The following is a 20963-nucleotide window of genomic DNA, read 5'->3' as shown; positions in this document are numbered from 1 at the left end:
CTCTCTCCCGGCTTTGGCAGTTTTCCTACGAGGAGAGTCTATTCTGCCACTCGTGGCAGATCAAGAGTGATCGTAGCGTTTCTGCCATGATCCTCCTCATCGCACTTCTCGCCCTCGCTGTCTGGGCCATCGTCGCTACCGTCATCGAACTCCGCCGCGACGGACATCGACGCGTTCCCACCGACTGGACTCGCGTCGCCGAAAGGGATGCCCTCGACCGCGCGGAGGCCGGCCACGTCTATCGGTGACCCGGGGCGAGCAATCTCCCCCATCCGACGACGCGCGCGGCTACGCTCGGGAGCATGAGCGAGCCTCAGCAGCCTCCCGCGCAGCCACACGGAACTCCCCCGCAGTTCGCGGGCTCGCACTATCCGCCGCAGCCGGCACAGCCGTCCCAGCCGCCGCAACCATCCCAGCCGGACGCCGGCCAGCCCTACGGCGGGCAGGCGTACGCGGGGCATCCATACCCGGCGCAGCCTTATCCTGAGCCACAGCGTGCGGCTTCCTCTGGCAGCTCAGGACTCGGTCGTCTCGCCTTCCTCCTCGCCGTGATCTCGCTCGGGATCGGACTCCTCGTCACGCTGTCGTTTCCGCTGATGTACCGCATGATGGGCGATCCATCAGCCATCGGCGCGTTCGGAGCAGTCGGCAACGGGCTCGTGCTGATCATCGCCGTCGTGGGGCTCATCCTCGGTCTGATGTCGGTGCGGCGACCAGGGCCGCAGATCCTCGCGGGCATCGCGATCGGCGTCACCGCCTCGCAGCTCGCCGGGATCGTCATCTCGTGGGTGTCGAACCTCTTCTACGCGTTTTCCTTCTGATCGTCCGGAGAATCGATGAGCGAGCAGCAGCAGAATCCAGACCGGCCGCAGCAGCCCGGCCAGCCCTATGCACAACCGGGCCAGCCGTACGCACAACCCGGCCAGCCCTACGCACAACCCGGCCAGCCGTACGCACAACCCGGCCAGCCCTACACGCAACCCGGACAGCCGTATGCCCGACCGGGCCAGCCCGATGGAGTCGCGGCGGCGGCCTATGCTCCGGGCCAGGCGACCGCACGCCGTTCCGGAGGTCTCGGTCGCACGGCATTGGTGATCGCCGTGGGCGCCGTGGCGATCGGGCTGCTCTGGCAGCTCGTCACCCCGTTCCTGTATTCGAGCGTCGGCTTCGGCGTCGTCGACCTGCTGTCGAACCTCGTGAACCTGCTCGTGATGGCAGGCGCAGGTGTCGCCCTGGTGCTCGGAATCATCGCGCTTCGACGCCCGGCGCCTCATCTGCTCCCGGCGATCGCGATCGGCGTGGGAGGCAGCACGGTCATCGGCACGCTCGTCGCGTGGGTGTCGAACGTGTTCTACTACTTCGGGTTCTGAGTCCGAGGATCAGCCCGCGAGCACGCGCTCGTAGATCTCGATCATCGCCGCGGTGCGCGACGACTGGCGGAACGACTCCGAGACTTCGCGCATCGGCTGCGGTGCGATGCCGGCGGCGATGTCGGATGCCGCGCGGCGCAGCGTCTCGACGAGACCCGCTCGTCGCTGATCCTCGGTGCCGGCGGCCCCGGGCGCGGCCCAGAGTCCGCCCCCGAGCTCTGCCGCGATGTCGGGGTCGCTGATCACCGACGGCGTGCCGAGGGTGGCCGCCTCGAACGGCGTCATGCCCTGCGTCTCGAAGCCGATCGACGTCTGCACGAGTGCGTCGGCGGCGGCGATGCGGGCGAGAGTGTCTGCGTAGCTGAGCTTGCCGGCGAAGTGCACGTTCGACAGGCCCGAGACGATCTTCTCGGCGGCGGCGCGCTGAGCGCCGCCCCCGATGATCTCGAGGTCGGCGTCGATTCCCGACTCGACGAAGGCCTCGAGGAACGGCAGCAGGCGCTTCTCGGGGCTCATGCGCCCGAGCCAGACGAAGCGGGGACGCCCGGGTGCGCGTCCGGTCGGTGCGGCGGCGAGCGTCGCCTCGCGCACGTCGTCGTCGATGCCGTTCCACACCACGTCGACGGGACTGAAGACCCCGTGCTCTTCGAGGCGGCGTGCGAAATGCGTCGAGGGTGCGGTCACGGCCGACGAGCCGCTCGCGATGCCACGCAGGAAGGCCCAGCCGTCGTTCCCGCGCATCTGCTCCGCGGCGCCTCGCAGCGCGCGGCGGCGCCAGAGGTTGAGTGCTCGAAGCACCGGGCCGTGCAGCGGCGTGACGGCGGCGATCCCGACATCGACGCGGTTGTGCATGGTGTGGACGACGGGGATGCCGTGACGAGTCGCATACCGGTGGCCGATGAAAGCGCCCCAGAAGTCGGCCTGGACATGCACCAGATCGACCGGAGGGCGGTGCGTCATCGCGCGGTCGAGCGCACGGTCGGTGGCGCGGCCGGGCCAGCTCATCGAGTACTCGCGGTCAGTGGTGATCGGCACGGACGGCAGATCGACGTTCGACGAGTCGGCGACGCGTGAGGCGCGAGCCCCGTGCATCTTCGGTGCGACGACGGTCACCGTGTGGCCGGCGCGCTCGAGAAACTCCCGCTGCAGCCGCATCGACACCTGAGCTCCGCCGAGGGAGTCCAGGTGCTGATCGCCGAAGAAGACGATGTGCATGACGGGCGTCGTCACTCGGGAAGCGGCTCGTCGCGGTACAGCGCCTCGAACGTGTCGAGCGTGCGGTTGATGTCGTGGATCGCGACGCCGTCGAGCGATGCCTGCTGCATCCGCGCGTACTCGCCTGGCGATGCGGTGAGCACGTCGGTCAATCGCGCGGCGAGGGCATCCGCGTTGCCCGGCTCGAACAGGTAGCCGTTCTCACCGTCGTGCACGAGGTGCGGCAGGGCGACGGCATCCGCTGCGACGATCGGCAGCGCCGAGGCCATCGCCTCCATGGTCGCGATCGACTGCAGCTCGGCGATCGAGGCGATGGTGAACACCGAGGCGCGCGACAGCAGTGCACGCAGCTGCTCATCCGTCGTGCGGCCGTGGAAGGTGACACGGTCGGCGATGCCCAGCTGAGTTGCCAGGTTCTCGAGCTGCTTGCGCTGGTCGCCACCGCCGACGATGTCGAACGTCGCCTCGAGCGCCGGGTCGAGCTTCGTCATCGCCTCGAGGATGACCTCGACCTGCTTCTCGGCGGTCAGGCGTCCGACGAAGATGATGCGGTTCTTATCGCGAGGAGCGATCACCGGGGTGTACTGCGTGCGGTCGATGCCACAGCTGACCGGGATGACGCCCGTGACTTCCACCGTGCGCTCGAGGAAGTCCGCCGCCCGGCGGGTCGGTGTCGTGATGGCGCGCACCAGGCCGAACGTGCGCTTCGCGTCGGCCCAGGCGAACCGCAGCACCAGATCGTCGATGAACTTCGGCATGGTGGTGTGGTCGAGGATGTTCTCGGCCATCACGTGGTTCGTCGCGATCACGGGGATGCCACGTTCGTGCGCGATGCGAGAGAGGCCGCGGCCGATCACGATGTGCGACTGGATGTGCACGATGTCGGGCTGCACGCTGTCGAAGATCTTGCGGGCGTAGTGCTTCACCCGCCACGGCCACACGAACCGCAGCCAGTCGTGGGGTGCCCAGCGCACCGACGGCAGCCGGTGCAGGGTCATCGGCTCGCCCTCGATCACCTCGGTGCGCGGTGCAGCTCGGCGGTAGGCCTGGTTCGGTGCGACGACGTGCACGTCATGACCGCGCTGCACGAGTCCGGCCGCGAGACGCTCGGCGAAGCGGGCGGCGCCGTTGATGTCGGGCGCGAAGGTGTCGCAGCCGATCAGGATGCGAAGCGGACGCTGCCCGGAGTCGGGGGCGACGTCGGGAGCGCTCGTCGGATCGGAGGTAGAGGAGGACATTCTGCCTTACGGTACGGCGGTCAAAGAGCCCGATCGGGCGCTGGCCACTCTACCTGAGGGGCCTGATCGGGCCGCCGAGGCATACCGGCATCCCTCAGCCTCACCCCCTAGCGTGGAGGCATGCGACTGACTGCCGACGCCGACCCCCGGTTGTGGATCCCCGTCACCGATTCGCTCGGCTGGAAGGGGCGCCGGCATCGCAAGGCTGCGATAAGGATGCTGCTGGGGCAGGTGAACTCGGCGATCGGCGTCACCGAGCGCCCGGGTTCGCGGATCGGCGCGTGGGCGATGAGCCAGGCGGCGCCGATGCTGATGCGTCGGGCGGACGGTCGCGTGCTCGTGTGGACGTGGAAGGCTGATCCGGAGCTGGTCGTCGCGATGGCCACCGTGCAGGCGCTGACCCCTCAGGTGCGGGTCGCTCGCGCATCGATGCCGATGGACTATGACGACACCCAGTCGTTCTCGAGCCGGTGGCTGGGCACGGGAGAGAAGCTCGTGGTCGCGATGCCGCCGTCGCCCGCGTCACCGCCTTTCGCCACCTACACCTGGGACACCGGCACGCATCTGGTGACACTGACCGCGATGTGCAGCGACCGCGAACGCTTCGGCACGCTCGACGGCGCTCTCGACGACCTGGCGCGCAGCATCCGCGTCGCCGACGAGGTCGCGGGAGGCGAGTCGCCCGAGGTGCTGAGGCTCGACCCGGCGTGACGATCCGAGCGTCGCAGCCGGACGGCTGAGCCGCCACGGGCGGGTATGATCGGCGCCATATCCACGACCGAGGGGGCAACGAGATGTGGAACAGCCAGCCGATAGCGGCGACCGGAGGCACGATCGTGCCGCCGGTGCTCTACCTTCCGGTGATCGATCTTCCCGAAGACCAGGGAAGGCAGTTTGCCGTCCGCCCGCTGACCGACGGACGGACCGGGCTTCTCGCCTACACGGCGCTCGATCGCCTCGCGGCGTGCTGCGGCGAGGCGCAGCCGTGGGTCATGCTGCAGACTCCCGAACTCGGCCGCGTGAAACAGGTCCAGGCGTTCGACATCGTGGCATTCGATCTCCCCGTTCCGGCATCCCTGCGCACGGGAGGGCGACTCGCGTGACGGACATCTATGTGGATCGGGACGGCATGGAGATCCGCCTTCGAGAGGTGATCGCCCGCATCGACGAGTCCGACGCCACGCTCTCGGATCTTCCCTCCGCGCCCGACGCGGGTATCGCCACGTCGATCATCGCTCTGATCGCGTCGGCTGGAGCCGAGGCGGCCGGCGTCGCGAACGACGCCACGAGGGGGCTGTCGGCCATCACGAACGACGTCCTCGACGACATGACGGTGAAGAACGAAGAGATAGCCGACCACATCCGCGACATCGAAGAGGAGCTGGACGGGCGATGAGCATCAGTCTCCGCATCCCCGGCGATCCGACAGCCGTCCGGGCGCTCGGTGATTGGATGTCCCGCATGAGCTCCTCGCTCGTCGAGGTCGACCTCGAGCTCGCCTACGTCGCGGGCCAGAGCGAGAACTACCTGCGAGGAGAGGCGGGCAGCGCGTTCCAGCGCACCGCCACCGCCGTGCGGAACCGCTGCAGTCCCGCCATGAAGTACCTGGGTGATGCCTCACCCGTGATCCACGCCTATGCGAATCGGCTCGACCGTGGCCGCGAGGACTTCGACTCCTACCTGACTCAGGCGGCCGACCGCGGGCTCACCGTCCACGGCAAGGTCGTGATGGAGCCGACAACCGATCTCTCCGCGTGCCCGGCGCCTGACGCCGACCCTCAGCTGACCGCCGAATGGGATGCCTTCATCTCGAAGGTGACCACGTACAACGACCTCGCCACGCGCGTCGGTACGTGGTGGGGTGAGCTCGAGACGTGGTGCTCGGAGAACTTCGCCCCGCTGATCGCGTGCCTCGGGGATCTGTCGCCGCTCGACGGACTCCTCGGCGAACTCAGCGCCACGGATCCGAACAAGACAGTCGTCGACGCCGCGCTCGAAACCGCCGACGCTCGCACCGAGCGCGACCTGGCGGAGTGGCGGACCCTGGCTCAGCAGATGCAGACCGACGCCGACACGTTCACGGACCAGCTCCGATCCGGCAATCCCGCTACGCATGCAGCGGCCGAGGCCGCCAATCCGCGAGCCATCCGCGAGGGCATGGAAGAGCTGCTCGACCACGTCGAACAGGTGAGTCGGATCGGCAAGATCATCCCCATCGTCGGACCGGCCATCGAGATCGTCACGATCGGCGCCGCGATCGCAGAGGGCGAATCGGGCTCGTCCCAGATCGCCGGAGCGCTCGGAGGAGCGGCAGGCGGTGCGGCGGCCGGCGGCGCCATAGCCGCAGCAGGAGGACCTCTCGGATGGGTCATCGGCGGCGCGGTCGTCGCCACGGTCACTGTCGGGTCCGCAGCGACGTGGGCCTGGGAGGCGTGGGTGCCGGTCGATGCCCGCGAGTCGATCGACGAGTGGCTCGAGGACGGCACGCGCTTCTGGCAGCCGCCTCAGCTGGCAGGCTGAACGGATGCTGATGAAGACGATCGCCCGATCACCTCGCATCGTCGACGGTTCCCGGTCCGTACATCCGAAGGGGCACTTCCCCGTTGCAGCACTGATGCTCGTCGGCGTACTCCCGCTTCTGCCCCTGCTGCTCGCCATAGTCGACGGGCGGTCGGGATTCCGACTCGTCATGCTGTCACTCGCCGTCTACGCCGGCACGCTGGCCGTCGCGCTCGTCGTCCGCGCGAGGTCGCTGCGGGAACGCCTCGTCCGGATCTCGACAGTCGGTCCCCTGCGTTTCACGCCGTCCGGCGGCGCGCGCGCGGTGCTCTGGCTCGTCCCGACCGTCGGCGTGCTCCCCGCCGTGGTGAATCTCCTCGTCCAGACACTCGAGCTTCCGACGATGGGCGGACGGCTTCTCGAGTGGGGTCCGTACGTGCTCGGACTCGTCTCGCTCGTCGGACTCGGACGGGAGCTCCTGTCCCTCCGCACGCCGCTCGGTCTCGTCCTCGACCGCCGCGGATTGCACGGTGTGCGCGGAGCCTCGTCGTTCGACGTCCCTTGGGAGGAGATCGGCGCCGTCGACCTCGTCGGACCGCATGGCCCGAAGCTGACGGTCTCGATCGCCGGTCGCACGCCCGCGATCATCGACGCCCATCATCTGGGGTCGGACCCGGCGGCGGTCGCAGCCGTGATCATGCTCTTCCGCGACGCCCCCGACCGTCGCCAGGCGCTGACGGACGGCATCACGGCGATGCGGGCGGTCGAGCAGAGCCTCGCACCCGGCTCAGCGACAACCTAGTGAAGATAGGTAACTATGTAGTACCATCACAATCATGGAACCGCTCTTCGTCGATCGCCTCCTGCTGATCGCAGACCTCTTCCAGAGGGACATGGCCCGCGCTTTCGACGGCACCGGACTCACGACAGCCCGCGTGCACCTGCTCTGGGTTCTTCAGCACGCCGGGCCGTCGACGCAGCAGACACTGGCACAGCTCTGCGATGTCACCCCTCGCAACATTACGGGGCTCGTCGATGCGCTCGAGAAGTCGGGGCATGTCCGGCGCACCCCGCACCCGACCGATCGACGCGCCGTCCTGGTCGAGCTGACCGAGGCCGCCACCGCGACGATGGCGCGGATGCAGGACGAGCACGCGCAGCTCAACGAGACTCTGCTGTCGGCGATCGACCCCGCCGACCGTGCGGCCGTCGAGCGCGGCCTCTCGGCCGTGGCCGCACACCTCGAGCACCTCGTGACCACCGCCGCCACGCCCGCTCCCGAAAGCGCGGGCGCCCCCTCCCCTCGCGGAGACGCCGCATGACCGAGCAGCTGCAGACGACCGCTCCGAGCCCGACCCCGATCGCGCGCATCCTCAGCTTCCTCCATCGCGCATGGATCGCCGAGCTTCGCGTCTACTCGAGCATCGCCCGTGCGATCGCCCGCCGCCCCGCAGTCCCGAAGGGCGGCACGGGAATCGGCTACCACCGCCCCGTGCTCACGGTGCTGTTCATCTTCATCGGCCTCTCCGCTGTCGAGATCCCGATCCTCGACCTCATCGTGCACCAGTGGCCCGCCGTGCGGATCACGCTGCTGGTGCTCGGCATCTGGGGCGTCACCTGGATGGTCGGCCTGCTGTGCGCGATGCTCATGCGGCCGCATTCGGTGGGGCCCGACGGAGTGCGGGTGCGCAGCGGACTCGAGCTCGATGTGCCGATCGGGTGGGCCGACATCGCGTCGGTCGCGATCGACCGCCGCGTCGACCAGCCCAAGCAGCCACGCATCACGGGGTCGGAGTACGCCGAGCGGATGCAGGACGAGACCAACATCGAGATCGAGCTCGAACGCCCGGTCGCGATCCGGCTCCCTGGTCTCGCACCGAAGGGCGGAGTGCACCACGTCGACCGCATCCGGTTGTGGGCCGATGAACCTCGCGCCTTCCTAGACGCCGCCCGGCCGTTCTTGACGGCGACCTGATCAGTCGAGACCGCGCTCCGCGAGCCACTGCTTCGCGACGAGCACCGGAGCCCGCACGAGCCACGCGTCAGCGATGATCTCGGCCAGCCGGTCGCGCTCGACCGCGTCGAGCTGCACCAGCAGGCCGGGGTATCCGTCGAAGTGCGGAATCGAGAACAGACCCTCGGGCTCTGCCGCCAGCAGCATCGCCTTCTCCTCGAGGCTCGCGACTCGCACGCCCAGCACCGGCCCGTCGGGCCAGACGAGCCCGAGATCTGCGAGCTGGCGCAGATCGACCTTGCTGGCGCCGCGCACCCAGGCGATCTGACCGCTCGGCAGCCGCCAGGAGGGCTCGCCCGTGTGACCACCGACGCGCTCGGTCACACCGGGCAGCGCGAGCGCGATCTCTCGAACGTCATCGACTGTCGCCATCCGCCCATCGTCCTCCCATGAGGCAGCCCGCCACAATGGCGACCGCGGATGACGCAGGTCTCAGCGCACGATGCGCAGCGTCCGCACCTCGAACGGCCGCAGACGCAGCTCGCCGCCCACGCGCCCGTCGTCCAGCGCGTCCTCGATCAGAGAGACCTCGCGGATCTCCTGATGCTCGAAGTCCGCAGCGAGCGACCCGACCGCACGGCGCCCGAGCGCCTCGTAGAGTCGCACGATCACGTCGCCCGAGCCGTCGTCGGCGAGCTTCACACCCGAGACCACGATGCCCTCGCCCTCGACGCTCACGAGCGGCGCGACCTCGTGCGCGCCGCGCACCAGGGTCGGCAGCGAGTTGAGGCGGATGCCCTCGGCGGTCGCGATCGCGGCGTCCGCACCGACCACGAACCCGATCTCGATCTGGTGGTGGCCGTGATCGGTGTCGGGGTCGGGGAACCGCGGGGCGCGGAGCAACGAGAGCCGCACAGTGGTCGTGACGGCCTCATCCGACACCTCGCGCGAGGTGTCGTACCCGTAGATCGAGTCGTTCACGAGCGCGACGCCGAAGTCCTGCTCGCGCACCAGCACGAAGCGGTGCATCGAGGTCTCGAACTTCGCCGCCTCCCAGCTGGTGTTCGTGTGCGTCACGCGCGCCTGGTAGCCGAACTGCGTCTCGGCCTCGGTGTGCGTGGCCTGGACGTCGAGCGGGAACGCCAGCTTGAGCAGCTTCTCGGTCTCGTGCCAGTCGATGTCGTTGCGGAGCAGCACGGTGCGCTGACCGGGCGCGAGGGTGATGGTCTGCTCGACCGTCGACTGCGAGAACGACCGGGTCACGACGACGGAGGCCGTGCCGTCGACGACGGATGCCGAGATCGAGTCGACCGCGGTGAGGTCGTCGACGCTGTTGCGGTAGTACTTGTCGATGTCCCACGCGTCCCACATGTTCGGGAAGTCCTGGTGCAGCTGGAACAGGTTCGCCGCGCGCCCCTCGGCCACCGCCTCGCGACCCGACGTCTTGTCGACCGCTGAGACGATGAGCCCCTCGGAGGAGATCAGCACGGAGACGAGCTCGTTCTCGAGGCGCCACCCGCCGTCTTCGCCGGAGAGCATGACGGATGCCGGGGCAGGCGCCTCGACGAAGCCCGCCCCGAGCGCGCGTCCACCGCCACCGACCGACGTCGGGACGAACCGCAGCTCGCGATCCCCCTCGCCCGCGAGCGAACGCCGAGCGGCATCGGAGATGTCTCGGGCATCCGACAGCACGTTCGTGAGGACCTCGACGGCCTCGCGGTGCACCCACGCGATCGACGTGCCCGGCAGGATGTCGTGGAACTCGTGCAGCAGCACGGTCTCCCACAGCCGATCGAACTCGGCCTGCGGGTATGCGGCGCCGGTGCGCACGGCATCCGTCGCCGCCCACAGCTCGGCCTCGACCAGCGCGTGCTCAGCCCAGCGGTGCAGCGCCTTCGTGGCGTGCTGACTGGTGAGGGTTCCGCGGTGCAGCTCGAGGTAGAGCTCGCCGACCCAGACGGCCGGGTTCGGCAGCTCGGCGCGGGCGGCGTCGAAGAAGGCGTCCGGGTGCTCCCACACGACACGCGCGCTGCCCTCGAGGTTCTCGAGGCGCTTCGCCTTGCCTGTCATCTCACGCGTGGTCCCTCCACCGCCGTCGCCCCAGCCCACCGGGGCGATCGACCGCGATGTCACGCGGTTCTCCTTGAACTGACGCGAGGCCTTGGCGACCTCCATGCCGCTGAGCTGGGAGTTGTAGGTGTCCATCGAGGGGAAGTGCGTGAACACCTGCGATCCGTCGATGCCCTCCCAGAGGAAGGAGTGGTGCGGGAAGACGTTCTGCTGGTTCCAGGAGATCTTCTGCGTGAAGAACCACTCGAACCCGGCACGGCGCATGAGCTGCGGCAGAGCAGGCGAGTAGCCGAAGCTGTCGGGAAGCCAGACGCCCTTCGAACGGATGCCGAACTCCCGCTCGAAGAAGCGCTGTCCGTACGAGAACTGGCGCACGAGCGATTCACCCGTCGGCATCACGGTGTCGGATTCGACCCACATTCCGCCGAGCGGCAGGAAGCGCCCCTCGGCGACGGCGGCCTTGACCCTGGCGTACACCTCGGGCCGGTGCTCCTTGAGCCACGCGTACTGCTGCGCGCTCGACATGCCGTAGAGGAAGTCCGGCTGTTCGTCGATGAGCGTCGTCATCGACGAGGTGGTGCGGGCCACCTTGCGGATCGTCTCGCGCACCGGCCACAGCCAGGCGGAGTCGATGTGCGCGTGGCCGATCGCCGAGATGCGGTGCGCGCTGGCCTCGGCGGGCGCTGCGAGCACGTCTGCCAGGCGAGCGCGGGCGTCGGGTGCGGTCTGCACGATGCGCTGCAGATCGAGCACATCGAGGGCGTCGTCCATGGCCTGCAGGATCTGCATGCGTCTCGGCGACGTCGCCGGCAGCTCGGCCTGCAGCTCGAACAGCACCTCGAGGTCGAGGGACAGCTCGAAGACCTCCTGCTCGAAGACGGCGAGGTCGATGCGGCGGGTGCGATAGAGCGGCTCGCGGGACGACGTCTGGATGTCGCCCTCCTGCGTCGGCAGGAAGGGGTGGTAGTCGAGCAGCACCGGGTTGGCGGCCGCCTCGAGATACAGCTCGACGGGCTCGTCCCCGTGAGCGTCCTCGGTGATGGGCAGCCACTGGTTGCGCGGGTTGATGCTCTTGACCGGACTGCCGTCGGGCCGGTAGACGAGCGCCTCGCACTGGAAGCCCGGCATGTTGATGTCGAATCCGAGGTCGATGACGGCCTCGACCCGGCGGCCGGCCCATTCGGCGGGCACGCGACCGGTGATCTTGAACCAGGTCGTCGACCAGGCGGGGCCCCACATGCTCGGCACGGAGGCCGGGGCGAAGTCGAGAGCGAGCCCGTCCGCGGGGCTGATCGGCTCACCCGGGAGCTGGTTCACCTCGATCGTGAGGGGCACGGATGCGGAGTGGACGGCCGGGCGGATGCGCTCGTCGAGCACCCGCTTGACGCGGCCGACGGTGAGCGAGGTGTCGTCATGCATGGTGTGATTCTCCGGGCTCGACGGTGAGAGGGGACCTGACTCGCGCCCGGGAGTCGGGCGGTTGCCGACAATGCTATCGGATTTACTAAAGCGATCTAGTAGACCCGCCCGGAATCGCGCTCGGCGGCTTCCGAGCGGCTAAACCGATCAAGTAGTGTGAGGCGCATGACCTCGGGCAAACGCGTCACCATCGCGGACATCGCGCGCATGGCCGGAGTCTCACCCGGAGCCGTGTCGTTCGCACTCAACGGACGGCCCGGCGTGAGCGACGAGACCCGTCAGCGCATCCTCGCGATCGTCGAGGAGAACCACTGGCAGCCCAGCTCCGCGGCGCGCGCCCTGGTCGGCGCCCGCGCCAACACGGTCGGCTTCGCACTCGCGCGTCCCGCCCGTTCGCTCGGATCCGAGGCGTTCTTCACCGACCTCATCGCCGGCATCGAGTCGCGGCTCTCCGAGAGCAAGGTCAGTCTGCAGCTGCGCCTGGTCACCGACATCGCCGAGGAGATGGAGGTGCATCGGCAGTGGCGGTCGTCGAACCAGGTCGACGGCATCATCCTCATCGACCCTCGCGACGACGACCCTCGCAGTGACCGGATCGCGGCGCTCGACGCCCGCGCGGTGATGATCGGCTCGAAGCCCTCCCCCGAGGGAGCCGTGCCGAGCGTCTGGATCGCCGACGACGAGATGGCCGAGACGCTCTTCTCCTACCTCGCTGCCCTGGGGCACACGCGCATCGCCTACGTCGCCGGCCCCGCCGAGCTCGAGCACACCCGTCTGCGCGCTGAGGTGCTGCACGCCATGGCATCCGACGGCATCGCGGGCGAGGTGATCACGACCGACTTCTCCCCCGCCAGGGCCTCCGCCGTCACACGCTCCCAGCTCTCGGGCCGCCTGCGCCCGACGGCGATCGTCTACGACAACGACGTGATGGCGGTGGCCGGCCTCAGGGTCGCCCAGGAGATGGGCCGCGCCGTTCCGCGCGACGTCTCGATCGCATCCTTCGACGACTCGGTGATCGCCGGTCTGATCAACCCGTCGATCACCGCGATGACCCGTGACACGTTCGAGCTCGGCGAGCAGGCCGCGACACTGCTGCTGCAGCAGATCGTCGCCGGCCTCAACCTGCCCAGCGCTCAGGGCCCGACGCCGACCCTCACCGCCCGCGAGAGCACGGCTCCGCCGGCGGCAGCATCCTGACGACGGCTGTCCGGCGTCTCGCGATGTCGTCGTCAGCCGTCGACGACGGTGTTGACGGAGCCGTAGGGGTCGACCTCGCTCGTCGACAGATCAGGACGGATGAGGCGACGGATGCCGCGCGCGCCGAGCGCCGCGTCGTCGAGAGCCGTCTTCGACGTCACGAAGGCAGGGTCGAGGCCGGCGTCGCAGGCATCCACCCAGGCCTGGAAGACCGCACCGCCCGGGCTGAGAGCCGCGCGACTCACGGGCACCTCGCGCTCGTCGACGTCGACCACGATCGCCGTCTCGCGTGCGGGCACCGCGCGGCGCTCGCGCAGTTCGGGGATGAGCTCGGCGAACCGGCGGCCGAGGGGCTTGGCCGCACCGCTCTGATCGATCAGGCCGAGCGAGTACTCGAGCTCGGGGAAGTCGCCGAGCTCACGGCTCACATCGTGCGAGCACCACCAGGTCACGCCCCAGAGGTTCTCCGTTCGCACCGCCGACCGCAGCGTCGCCTCGAGGAAGCCGGGCATCTCGCTCTCGTCGAGGCAGTTCGACGGGGCGCCCACCTCCTGCAGCCAGACCGGTCGCTCGCGATCGGTGGCGAAGGCGCGGGACAGCTCGATGAGGTACTCGGCGTGGCGGTCGGCGGCGACCGACCTGCCGCCGTAGCGCTGAGCCGTGCCGTTGAAGATCCAGGAGTGGATCGTGGTCATCTCGCCCAGGCGCGACGCATGCGCGGGGGTGAAGCCGTGCCCGTCCATGTACCAGACCGCGTCGTACTCGCTGTGGACGTGCGAGAGACCGGGTGCCGCTCCTTCGGCGGCAGCGAGCAGCGACTCGATCCAGTGCCCCGCTTCGTCGGTCGTGACCGGCCAGGGCGACGGATGCGTGTGCGCCGAGAACTGGTTCGTCTCGTTGCCGAGGGTCAGCCCGAGGAAGTTCGGGGCGTCGCGCAGCGCGCCGGCGAGCGTCTGCACGAGCTCGACCTGCCCGCTGAGCGCTGTCGGGTCGGTGAACATGTTGCGGTCGTGCCAGGTGTAGAGCCAGGAGGGCACGAAGTCGAAGCTCGACAGGTGCCCCTGGATCACGTCGACGCTCGCGTCGAGGTCGAACTCGGCAGCGATGTCGACCATGGCGCGGACATCGTCGATCGCCTTCGTGCGGATGAGCGTGCGGTTCGGCTGCAGCACCGTCCACAGCGGGAAGACCCTCACGTGGTCGAGTCCGAGCTCTGCGAGAGCCGCGAAGTCGCGCCGCACGTCATCGGGGGTGAAGTCCAGCCAGGAGTGCATCCAGTCCTTCGACGGCGTGTAGTTCGCCCCGAATCTCAGGCGAGCATCGAGAGCGCGGCGCTGCGTCATGTGTCCGGACCTTTCCGACAGAGCCCTCCGGCGAGGACATTTCGCACCACTATAACGCTTGAGCACGAGGCCGCCACCCGAAATTCCGCTATCTGCATGCATGCGGAGCGTCGAGACCTTGACAGATACCGCGACGGATGGTTTCATCTGCTAAAGCGTTGTAGTCCGCCGGACGGACACCGCCAATCGCCCGCCTCGAGGAAGAAGCACGATGAAAGTTCCCGCACGCATTGTCGCTCTGGCAACATTCACGATCGGCGCCATGGCGCTCGCCGGCTGCACCGGAGGCGGCGCCACATCGGGTGCCGCCGGTCCGATCGACACCTCCGGTGAGCTGAGCGGAACCATCCAGTTCCAGACCTGGTCGCTGAAGAACGAGAAGTTCACCCCCTACTTCGAAGACCTGATCGACGCGTTCGAGAAGGAGCACCCGGATGTCACGGTCGAGTGGCTCGACCAGCCGGGCGACGGCTACCAGGAGAAGATCCTGAGCCAGGCGAACGCCGACACCCTCCCCGACGTGCTGAACCTGCCGCCGGACATCGCGTACCCCCTCGTCGCCGCCGGCAAGCTCGTCGACCTCGAGACGGCGGACCCCGACCTGAAGTCCGGGTACAACGCCGGCGCATGGGATGCGTACAGCCAGTACCCCGGCGTCGAAGGCACCTACGGTCTGCCCTGGTACCTCTCGAGCGACGCCTCGTGGTGGAACCTCGCGCAGCTCGCCCGCTACGGCGTCACGGAGGAGAACCTCCCCACGACGGTCGACGAGCTGCTCACCCTCGCGAAGGACGTGGCCACCGAGTCCGGCGGCAAGGTGCAGCTGCTGTCGTCGATCCCCGCTCTCGACACCTTCACCTCCGCCGGCATGGAGGTCATCAACGAAGAGGGCGAGTTCGACTTCAACACCGCGGAGGCCGCCGCGATCATCGAGAAGTACGCCGATGCGTACGCGGCCGGGGCGATGCCCGCCGAGGCTCTGACCGGCGACTACGGCGGAAACGCCGAGGCCTACATCCAGGAGAAGGTCGCTTTCACCACCGGCGGCACCGGCTTCACGACCGACCTCGCCAAGGACGCCCCGGCGCTGCTGGAGAACACCGTCGCCACGCAGCGTCTCGGCATCCCTCCGCTCTATGTGCAGGGACTGAACGTCTCCGCCGACTCCGACAACAAGGAGGCTGCACTCGCGTTCGCCGAGTTCGCGACGAACGAGGAGAACCAGGTCGCCTTCTCGTCCCTCGCCGTCGGCACGGCGCCCGGCACGTCGTCGGGTGGTGACGCCGTGGTCGAGAACATCTCGTCGTCGATCACCGATGAGAAGCAGCTGTCGGCGATCGACACCGTGTTCACCGCGATGGAGGATGCCAAGGCCATCCCGTTCCAGTGGACGTCCGACATGGCTACGTACATGACTCAGCAGATCGCGCTCGCCGTCAACGGCGAGGCCGACGCGCAGGAGCAGCTCGACAAGATCGTCGAGTACGCCAACGCGAACCGCGTGGACCAGTAAGCCATGAGCACGGACACCAGCATCCGGAGCCGGAGGAAGAGCATCACGTCCCACCGGTGGTTCACCCCGTGGCTGCTCCTCGGCCCCGCCGTCATCTGGGTGCTGGTGTTCGCGCTCTGGCCGTTCCTCAACACCGTCTTCCTGAGCTTCACCGACGCCCGCCCCCTGCGAACCCCCGAGTTCGTCGGCGGGGCGAACTACGAGCGGATGTTCGGCGACGAGATGTTCTGGAACGCCCTCACCACCTGCATCATCTACGTGGTCGTCTGCGTGCCGCTGCTCACGATCCTCCCGCTGCTTCTCGCTCTGCTCGTGCAGAAGAAGCTGCCGGGTATCGCGTTCTTCCGCACCACCTTCTACTTCCCCGTCATCGCCTCGGTGGTCGTGGTCGCGCTCATCTGGACCTGGTTGTTCGACAGTCGCGGCATCATCAACCAGACGCTCGAGTTCCTCGGCCTGGTCGACAAGCCGATGGCGTTCCTCGTCGACCGCTGGCTACTGCTCGGCTGCGCGATCCTGCTGACGGTGTGGAAGGGCCTCGGCTACTACATGGTCGTCTACCTCGCCGCCCTCGGCAACGTCGGCAAGGAGCTGCATGAAGCGGCGATGCTCGACGGAGCAGGGTCGTTCCGCCGTTTCCTCTCGGTGACGATCCCCTCGGTGCGCGGTGCCATGCTCCTGATCGCGGTGCTCATAGCGGTCTCGGCGATGAGGGTGTTCGCCGAGCTGGACGTGCTCTCGAAGAGCACCGGCGGGCCGGGCGGCTACGACATGTCGCTGGTCATGCTGATCCGTCAGGTCGGCTCCGGTCTCAACGGCAACATCGGCTATGCCTCGGCGATCAGCGTCGCCCTGTTCCTCCTCACCCTGATCCCGCTCGCCGCGATCGCCATCATGAATCGCGAGAAGAAGGCGAAGGTCCCCGCATGAGCACGCTCACCCCGCCGCGCGTCGACGACGACCGGCGTCCCGACGATCAGACCGCCGCGACCACACGCGAACGCATCTTCCGCCGCCGCGGCTCAGGCGACTTCAGCAAGCCGACGCTCGGCGGGCTGATCGGCCGCTACGCTCTGCTGCTGTTCGTGCTGGTGATCGTCATCGGCCCGTTCCTGTGGCAGCTCTCGACCTCGTTCAAGGGCCCGCAGGAGAACATCTACTCCTTCCCGCCGAACCTCATCCCCCGCGAGCCGACGCTGCAGAACTACGCCACCGTCGCCGAGATCGTCCCGGTCTATCTCTACGCCTGGCACTCCCTGCTCGTCTCGGTCGGCACGGTGCTCAGCAACGTGATCCTCGCCACGTTCGCGGGCTACGCCCTCGGCTGCATGCGCTTCCGCGGCAAGTGGATCGTCATGGCCATCCTGCTGTCGACCCTGCTCTTCCCCGGCGAGGTCACCGTGACGAGCAACTTCCTCACGATCCGCGCGCTCGGCCTCGCCGACACCCTGTGGGGCGTGTTCCTGCCCGGCGCGATCAGCGCCATGAACGTGCTGCTCGTCGCCACCGCGTGCCGGATGATTCCCCAGGACGTGCTGGATGCCGCGACCGTCGACGGCGCCACGACCTGGCAGCGCATCCGCCATATCGTGTGGCCCAACATCCGGGGCATGGTCTCGGTCGTCGCCGTCTTCGCCTTCATCGGCGCGTGGGACGACTACCTCTGGCCCCTCATCGTGCTCTCCGACCCGTCGAAGTACACGCTGACCGTCGGCATGGCCTATCTGAACAGCAGCTTCTCCGTCGATCCGCGTCTGATCGCGGCGGGCACCATGATCGCGCTCGTGCCGATCGTGATCATGTTCTCGTTCACGCAGCGGTTCTTCTTCAAGGGCGTGCAGGAGGGCGCGGTCAAGGGGTGAGCACCGTGCACCTCATGCCCGCCGACGGGCCGGTCGATCCACCGTCATCTCGTCCTCGGGCGGGCGTGATCCCCGGGCAGGTCTTCGCCTTCTCGTTCGACCCCGCGGCGGGTGAGCAGCGGATCGACGTGCCTGGACTCGCAGACATCCCCGTCACGTCCGACACCGTGCTGCACTGGGCGTTCTACTCCGACGGCGCCGACGCGACCCTCGCCCCGCATGCGGCGCTCGCGGTGACCGTCGATGCGCGGCGTGCCGACGGCGCGAGGCTGAGTGACATCGCCGCCGTGCGCGACCGCTACGACTTCCCGCTCACCGCCGATGCGCAGTTCGGGGCCCGCTGGAGTCTGCCGGAGCAGTGGAACGCCGACACGGTGTCTCTCGCCCCGCTGCGTTCGGGTTCTGTGCCGCACACCTCGGTCGCCGTCGAACTCGTCCTGGGCACAGGATCCCTGGCGACCGACGCGGATCTCCCCTCGAGCGTCAGCGGCTTCGTGCAGTGCGTCGTCGAGGAGATGCCGCAGCAGCCCGCGGCGGCGGACCTTCCTCCCGTCGAACGCGTGGACACCCGTCGAGGCACGCACTCCGGACCGCGCTTCTCGCGCGGCAACACGATCCCCGCGGTCGCCGTTCCGCACGGCTTCACGTTCGTCACTCCGGCGACCGATGCCTCGGACACCCGTTGGCCGTACCGCCCCAGCATCCACGACGACCCGCCGGGGCGACGCCTCGAAGCGCTGCAGTTCTCCCATCAGCCCAGTCCATGGATCGGCGACCGCTCGGTGCTCCAGCTCATGCCGTTCGACGGACGCCCGATGTCTGACCGTGGGGAGCGTCGACGCTGGATCACCCCCGGGTCCGAGCGCGCCCGCCCGCACGAGTACGCGGTCGACCTCGGCGGACTGCGCGCAGAGATGACCGCGACCTCGCACGCCGCCGCCTTCCGGGTGCGCGGCGCCGAGGCCGACGCCATCGTCGGGTTCGTGATCGATCAGCCGACCGACGAGGGACGCCTGACCTGGACGGAGGACGGCGGCTTCGAAGGGTGGACGCCCGAGGGCACCGAGGACTGGGGCAACGCTCCGCGCTGCTACTTCGCGGGCGTGGTGCTGCGCAGCGAGGGTGACGACGCGTCGGGCCCGCGCGGCGCGCTCGACGACGCCGAGCGGGTGCACGTCGCCGGCTATGTCGGCGGGCGCGGTTCGCTCGAGGTGCGCGTGGCGGTGTCGTTCGTGTCTATCGAGCAGGCCAGACGCAGCCTCGACCTCGAAGCGCCGGCCGAGGTGACCTACGACGAGGTGCGGGCGGCATCCGCAGCATCCTGGAACCGCGTGCTGGGTCGCGTGACCATCCCGCCCCTCCCCGAGGCGGAGGCTCCGTATCGCCGACTGGCGCACGACGAGCATGTGAGCCGGATCGCCGCGGCCCTGCACCGGATGCATCTGTATCCGAACACCGCCGCCGAGAACGCGGGAACCGCCGATGCCCCGATCCCTCGATTCGCCGACGTCTTCGCGGCGCGAGAGCCGTTCGGCGAACGCGCCACCAGCGCCCCGATCGTCGACGGCGAGCTGGTGGTGAACAACGGCTACTGGGACACCTACCGCACCGAATGGCCGGCACTCGCGCTGCTCGACCCTGCCGTGACGGGCAGGCTGCTCGACGGACAGCTCGAGCAGTATCGCCGTGGAGGCTGGATGGCCCGGTGGAGCGCCCCGGGATACGTCGACAGCATGGTGGGAACGTCGAGCGACCAGATCTTCGCCGACGCCGCCCGGTGGGGAGTGGAGTTCGACCGTGCGGAGGCGTTCGAGAGCGGCTGGCGCAACGCCTGCGAGCCGGGGCCCGATGCGCTGCGCGGACGCAAGGGCATCGCTCGCGGGCGATTCACCGGATTCATCTCGTCCGACGTGCCCGAGGGCATGAGCTGGACCATCGAGAACGCGGTGAGCGATGCCGCACTGGGCCGGTTCGCCGCGCAGCTCGCCGCCGATGCGGAGTCCGCACAGGATGCCGCGCGCTACCGCTCTTTCGCCCGGTACTTCGCGAACCGGGCGCTGTCGTACCGCACCCTGTTCGATGCGGACTCCGGCTTCCTCCGCGGCAAGGACTCCGCGGGCGGCTTCGCGCCGGCCTTCGACCCGCGGACCTGGGGCGGCGACAATGTCGAGACGAACGCCTGGGGCATGTCGGTCGGCGCCGTGCACGACGGAGTCGGACTCGCGACGCTGCATGGCGGCCGCGACGCCTTCGGCCAGCATCTCGACGACCTCTTCGCGGAGCCCGAGACAGCCGACGAGCGCTTCGGCGGAGCATACGGCGCGGTCATCCACGAGCAGCGCGAGGCGCGGGCGCTGCGCTCCGGCATGTGCGCGATCTCGAATCAGCCCGCCCACCACATCCCCTTCATGTACGCGTTCAGTGACCGGCCATGGCGCACCGCGGCGATCGTGAACGAGCTCGCCGCCCGCCTCTTCGCGGGCGCCCACATCGGTCAGGGCTTCCCCGGCGACGAGGACAACGGCGAGATGAGCGCGTGGTGGCTGTGGGCGGCTCTCGGGCTCTACCCGCTCGAGCTCGCGTCGGGAGTGCTGCGGATCGGGTCTCCCCTCTTCGAAGACATCCGCGTCGATCGCGCCGACGGCTCCTCGCTGCGCATCCGCTCTCACCGCAGCGAGCCGACTGCCCACGTGCTGCAGAGCGCGCGACTCGACGGGGTCGATCTCGATCGCGCCGAGCTCCCCATCGCCGCGCTGGCTGGTGACGCCGACCTCGAACTGGTCTTCGGCACCGATCCTTCGGATGCCCTCGAGACGGGTGAGCACGCACCGGCAGCCCACTCGACCTGGTGTCGCGATCTGACGGCCGAGCGAGCCGATGTGATCGCAGCGGCATCCGTCGTCGATGCCCGGCGCCTCTTCGACGACGGCGCGCATGGCGGTTCGAGCGGCGTCGCCCTGGCCGCCGGCGAATGGGCGGGATGCCGCTTCGCCGAGCCCCGCGCCGTGAGCGACCTCACCGTGACGATGGTCGCTGCAGCCCCATCGTCGCGCCTGCAGTGGGAGGTCATCGATGAGGACGGGAACTGGACCGCGGCACCGACCACGCACGACGCGGAGCTGGCCGCAGACCGCACCACCCCGTTCGAGCTGGCGGCACGGGTCGTGACCCCGGCGATCCGCGTGCGGGCGGAGGCCGGGGTCACGATCCGTCAGATCGAGGTCTTCGACCTCGGGTGATCGCTTCGATCTCAGGTGATCACTTCGATCTCAGGTGATCGCTT

20 protein-coding genes are annotated in these 20963 nt (G+C 68.8%); 15 read left to right on the top strand and 5 right to left on the bottom strand.

Going from position 1 to position 20963, the window contains the following annotated elements:
• Positions 1–86: 86 nt before the first annotated feature.
• From OB895_RS13365 to OB895_RS13355, 3 genes are read left to right on the top strand one after another with little or no spacing between them, the layout of a single operon-like run.
• Entirely contained in the window at positions 87–248 is a 162-nt protein-coding gene (locus OB895_RS13365; protein ID WP_194285972.1) for a hypothetical protein, read from the top strand.
• A 54-nt stretch (positions 249–302) separates the two neighbouring features.
• Positions 303–821, top strand: a complete 519-nt coding sequence (locus OB895_RS13360) for a hypothetical protein (protein ID WP_153302261.1) — start codon at positions 303–305, stop codon at positions 819–821.
• Between the two features lie 15 nt (positions 822–836).
• On the top strand, positions 837–1370 hold the full coding sequence (locus OB895_RS13355) for a hypothetical protein (RefSeq protein WP_079113715.1): 534 nt from the start codon (positions 837–839) through the stop codon (positions 1368–1370).
• 9 nt (positions 1371–1379) lie between these two features.
• Here the strand turns inward: OB895_RS13355 and OB895_RS13350 are convergent, their stop codons facing one another.
• Positions 1380–2600: a glycosyltransferase family 4 protein gene (locus OB895_RS13350; RefSeq protein ID WP_311877934.1), complete on the bottom strand. Its 1221-nt coding sequence runs from the start codon at positions 2598–2600 to the stop codon at positions 1380–1382.
• A complete protein-coding gene (locus tag OB895_RS13345) occupies positions 2597–3823 on the bottom strand; it encodes a glycosyltransferase (protein ID WP_042536808.1) in 1227 nt (408 codons plus the stop codon). The genes OB895_RS13350 and OB895_RS13345 overlap by 4 nt, the downstream gene beginning before the upstream one ends.
• 120 nt (positions 3824–3943) lie before the next feature.
• Between OB895_RS13345 and OB895_RS13340 the strand changes: the two genes are divergently transcribed.
• The 7 genes from OB895_RS13340 (at position 3944) to OB895_RS13310 (ending at position 8297) form a co-directional block, all read left to right on the top strand.
• Entirely contained in the window at positions 3944–4534 is a 591-nt protein-coding gene (locus tag OB895_RS13340; RefSeq protein ID WP_042536809.1) for a hypothetical protein, read from the top strand.
• An 83-nt stretch (positions 4535–4617) separates the two neighbouring features.
• On the top strand, positions 4618–4926 hold the full coding sequence (locus OB895_RS13335) for an SAV_915 family protein (protein WP_042536810.1): 309 nt from the start codon (positions 4618–4620) through the stop codon (positions 4924–4926).
• The gene (locus OB895_RS13330; RefSeq protein WP_042536811.1) at positions 4923–5219 is read left to right on the top strand and encodes a hypothetical protein; all 297 of its coding nucleotides are present in this window, start codon (positions 4923–4925) and stop codon (positions 5217–5219) included. Before OB895_RS13335 ends, OB895_RS13330 begins: the two co-directional genes overlap by 4 nt.
• A complete protein-coding gene (locus tag OB895_RS13325; protein ID WP_042536812.1) occupies positions 5216–6343 on the top strand; it encodes a hypothetical protein in 1128 nt (375 codons plus the stop codon). The genes OB895_RS13330 and OB895_RS13325 overlap by 4 nt, the downstream gene beginning before the upstream one ends.
• A 4-nt stretch (positions 6344–6347) precedes the next feature.
• Entirely contained in the window at positions 6348–7124 is a 777-nt protein-coding gene (locus OB895_RS13320) for a hypothetical protein (protein ID WP_079113716.1), read from the top strand.
• Positions 7125–7158: 34 nt separating this feature from the next.
• A complete protein-coding gene (locus tag OB895_RS13315; RefSeq protein ID WP_079113717.1) occupies positions 7159–7644 on the top strand; it encodes a MarR family winged helix-turn-helix transcriptional regulator in 486 nt (161 codons plus the stop codon).
• Complete coding sequence (locus tag OB895_RS13310) at positions 7641–8297, top strand: hypothetical protein (protein WP_079113718.1); 657 nt, start codon at positions 7641–7643, stop codon at positions 8295–8297. The genes OB895_RS13315 and OB895_RS13310 overlap by 4 nt, the downstream gene beginning before the upstream one ends.
• On the opposite strand, the gene OB895_RS13305 is transcribed toward OB895_RS13310, so the two are convergent.
• Both OB895_RS13305 and OB895_RS13300 read right to left on the bottom strand, forming a co-directional pair.
• Positions 8298–8708, bottom strand: coding sequence for an MmcQ/YjbR family DNA-binding protein (locus OB895_RS13305; RefSeq protein WP_042536815.1), 411 nt, complete (start codon positions 8706–8708; stop codon positions 8298–8300).
• A gap of 60 nt (positions 8709–8768) precedes the next feature.
• A complete protein-coding gene (locus tag OB895_RS13300; RefSeq protein ID WP_079113719.1) occupies positions 8769–11765 on the bottom strand; it encodes an alpha-mannosidase in 2997 nt (998 codons plus the stop codon).
• A 165-nt stretch (positions 11766–11930) separates the two neighbouring features.
• On the opposite strand from OB895_RS13300, the gene OB895_RS13295 reads away from it, so the two are divergent.
• Positions 11931–12962, top strand: coding sequence for a LacI family DNA-binding transcriptional regulator (locus tag OB895_RS13295; protein WP_079113720.1), 1032 nt, complete (start codon positions 11931–11933; stop codon positions 12960–12962).
• 32 nt (positions 12963–12994) lie between these two features.
• Here OB895_RS13295 and OB895_RS13290 read toward each other — a convergent pair whose 3' ends face one another.
• Positions 12995–14305, bottom strand: a complete 1311-nt coding sequence (locus OB895_RS13290; protein WP_079113721.1) for a glycoside hydrolase 5 family protein — start codon at positions 14303–14305, stop codon at positions 12995–12997.
• A gap of 211 nt (positions 14306–14516) precedes the next feature.
• Here OB895_RS13290 and OB895_RS13285 point away from each other — a divergent pair, with 211 nt between their 5' ends.
• Genes OB895_RS13285 through OB895_RS13270 form a run of 4 tightly spaced genes read left to right on the top strand, consistent with a single transcriptional unit; the run spans position 14517 to position 20919 of the window.
• Positions 14517–15818 (top strand): ABC transporter substrate-binding protein, encoded by a 1302-nt coding sequence (locus tag OB895_RS13285; protein ID WP_311877933.1) that lies wholly within the window; start codon positions 14517–14519, stop codon positions 15816–15818.
• 3 nt (positions 15819–15821) lie between these two features.
• Complete coding sequence (locus tag OB895_RS13280) at positions 15822–16748, top strand: carbohydrate ABC transporter permease (RefSeq protein ID WP_197065931.1); 927 nt, start codon at positions 15822–15824, stop codon at positions 16746–16748.
• Complete coding sequence (locus OB895_RS13275; protein ID WP_042536820.1) at positions 16745–17680, top strand: carbohydrate ABC transporter permease; 936 nt, start codon at positions 16745–16747, stop codon at positions 17678–17680. The genes OB895_RS13280 and OB895_RS13275 overlap by 4 nt, the downstream gene beginning before the upstream one ends.
• Positions 17677–20919 (top strand): GH92 family glycosyl hydrolase, encoded by a 3243-nt coding sequence (locus OB895_RS13270; protein ID WP_311877932.1) that lies wholly within the window; start codon positions 17677–17679, stop codon positions 20917–20919. The genes OB895_RS13275 and OB895_RS13270 overlap by 4 nt, the downstream gene beginning before the upstream one ends.
• Positions 20920–20963: the final 44 nt, after the last annotated feature.

The sequence above is a fragment of the Microbacterium forte genome, from assembly GCF_031885415.1.
Taxonomy (GTDB): domain Bacteria; phylum Actinomycetota; class Actinomycetes; order Actinomycetales; family Microbacteriaceae; genus Microbacterium; species Microbacterium forte.
Note: the sequence above shows the minus strand (reverse complement) of the source record. Positions and strands in the feature narration are given on the sequence as shown.

Bases quoted from the DNA above. Each gene is read 5' to 3' on its own strand.
- OB895_RS13365 (WP_194285972.1), top strand. From the start codon at position 87: ATGATCCTCCTCATCGCACTTCTCGCCCTCGCTGTCTGGGCCATCGTC.
- OB895_RS13315 (WP_079113717.1), top strand. From the start codon at position 7,159: ATGGAACCGCTCTTCGTCGATCGCCTCCTGCTGATCGCAGACCTCTTC.
- OB895_RS13360 (WP_153302261.1), top strand. From the start codon at position 303: ATGAGCGAGCCTCAGCAGCCTCCCGCGCAGCCACACGGAACTCCCCCG.
- OB895_RS13320 (WP_079113716.1), top strand. From the start codon at position 6,348: ATGCTGATGAAGACGATCGCCCGATCACCTCGCATCGTCGACGGTTCC.
- OB895_RS13305 (WP_042536815.1), bottom strand. From the start codon at position 8,708: ATGGCGACAGTCGATGACGTTCGAGAGATCGCGCTCGCGCTGCCCGGT.
- OB895_RS13345 (WP_042536808.1), bottom strand. From the start codon at position 3,823: ATGTCCTCCTCTACCTCCGATCCGACGAGCGCTCCCGACGTCGCCCCC.
- OB895_RS13280 (WP_197065931.1), top strand. From the start codon at position 15,822: ATGAGCACGGACACCAGCATCCGGAGCCGGAGGAAGAGCATCACGTCC.
- OB895_RS13310 (WP_079113718.1), top strand. From the start codon at position 7,641: ATGACCGAGCAGCTGCAGACGACCGCTCCGAGCCCGACCCCGATCGCG.
- OB895_RS13340 (WP_042536809.1), top strand. From the start codon at position 3,944: ATGCGACTGACTGCCGACGCCGACCCCCGGTTGTGGATCCCCGTCACC.
- OB895_RS13295 (WP_079113720.1), top strand. From the start codon at position 11,931: ATGACCTCGGGCAAACGCGTCACCATCGCGGACATCGCGCGCATGGCC.
- OB895_RS13300 (WP_079113719.1), bottom strand. From the start codon at position 11,765: ATGCATGACGACACCTCGCTCACCGTCGGCCGCGTCAAGCGGGTGCTC.
- OB895_RS13275 (WP_042536820.1), top strand. From the start codon at position 16,745: ATGAGCACGCTCACCCCGCCGCGCGTCGACGACGACCGGCGTCCCGAC.
- OB895_RS13355 (WP_079113715.1), top strand. From the start codon at position 837: ATGAGCGAGCAGCAGCAGAATCCAGACCGGCCGCAGCAGCCCGGCCAG.
- OB895_RS13290 (WP_079113721.1), bottom strand. From the start codon at position 14,305: ATGACGCAGCGCCGCGCTCTCGATGCTCGCCTGAGATTCGGGGCGAAC.
- OB895_RS13325 (WP_042536812.1), top strand. From the start codon at position 5,216: ATGAGCATCAGTCTCCGCATCCCCGGCGATCCGACAGCCGTCCGGGCG.
- OB895_RS13285 (WP_311877933.1), top strand. From the start codon at position 14,517: ATGAAAGTTCCCGCACGCATTGTCGCTCTGGCAACATTCACGATCGGC.
- OB895_RS13335 (WP_042536810.1), top strand. From the start codon at position 4,618: ATGTGGAACAGCCAGCCGATAGCGGCGACCGGAGGCACGATCGTGCCG.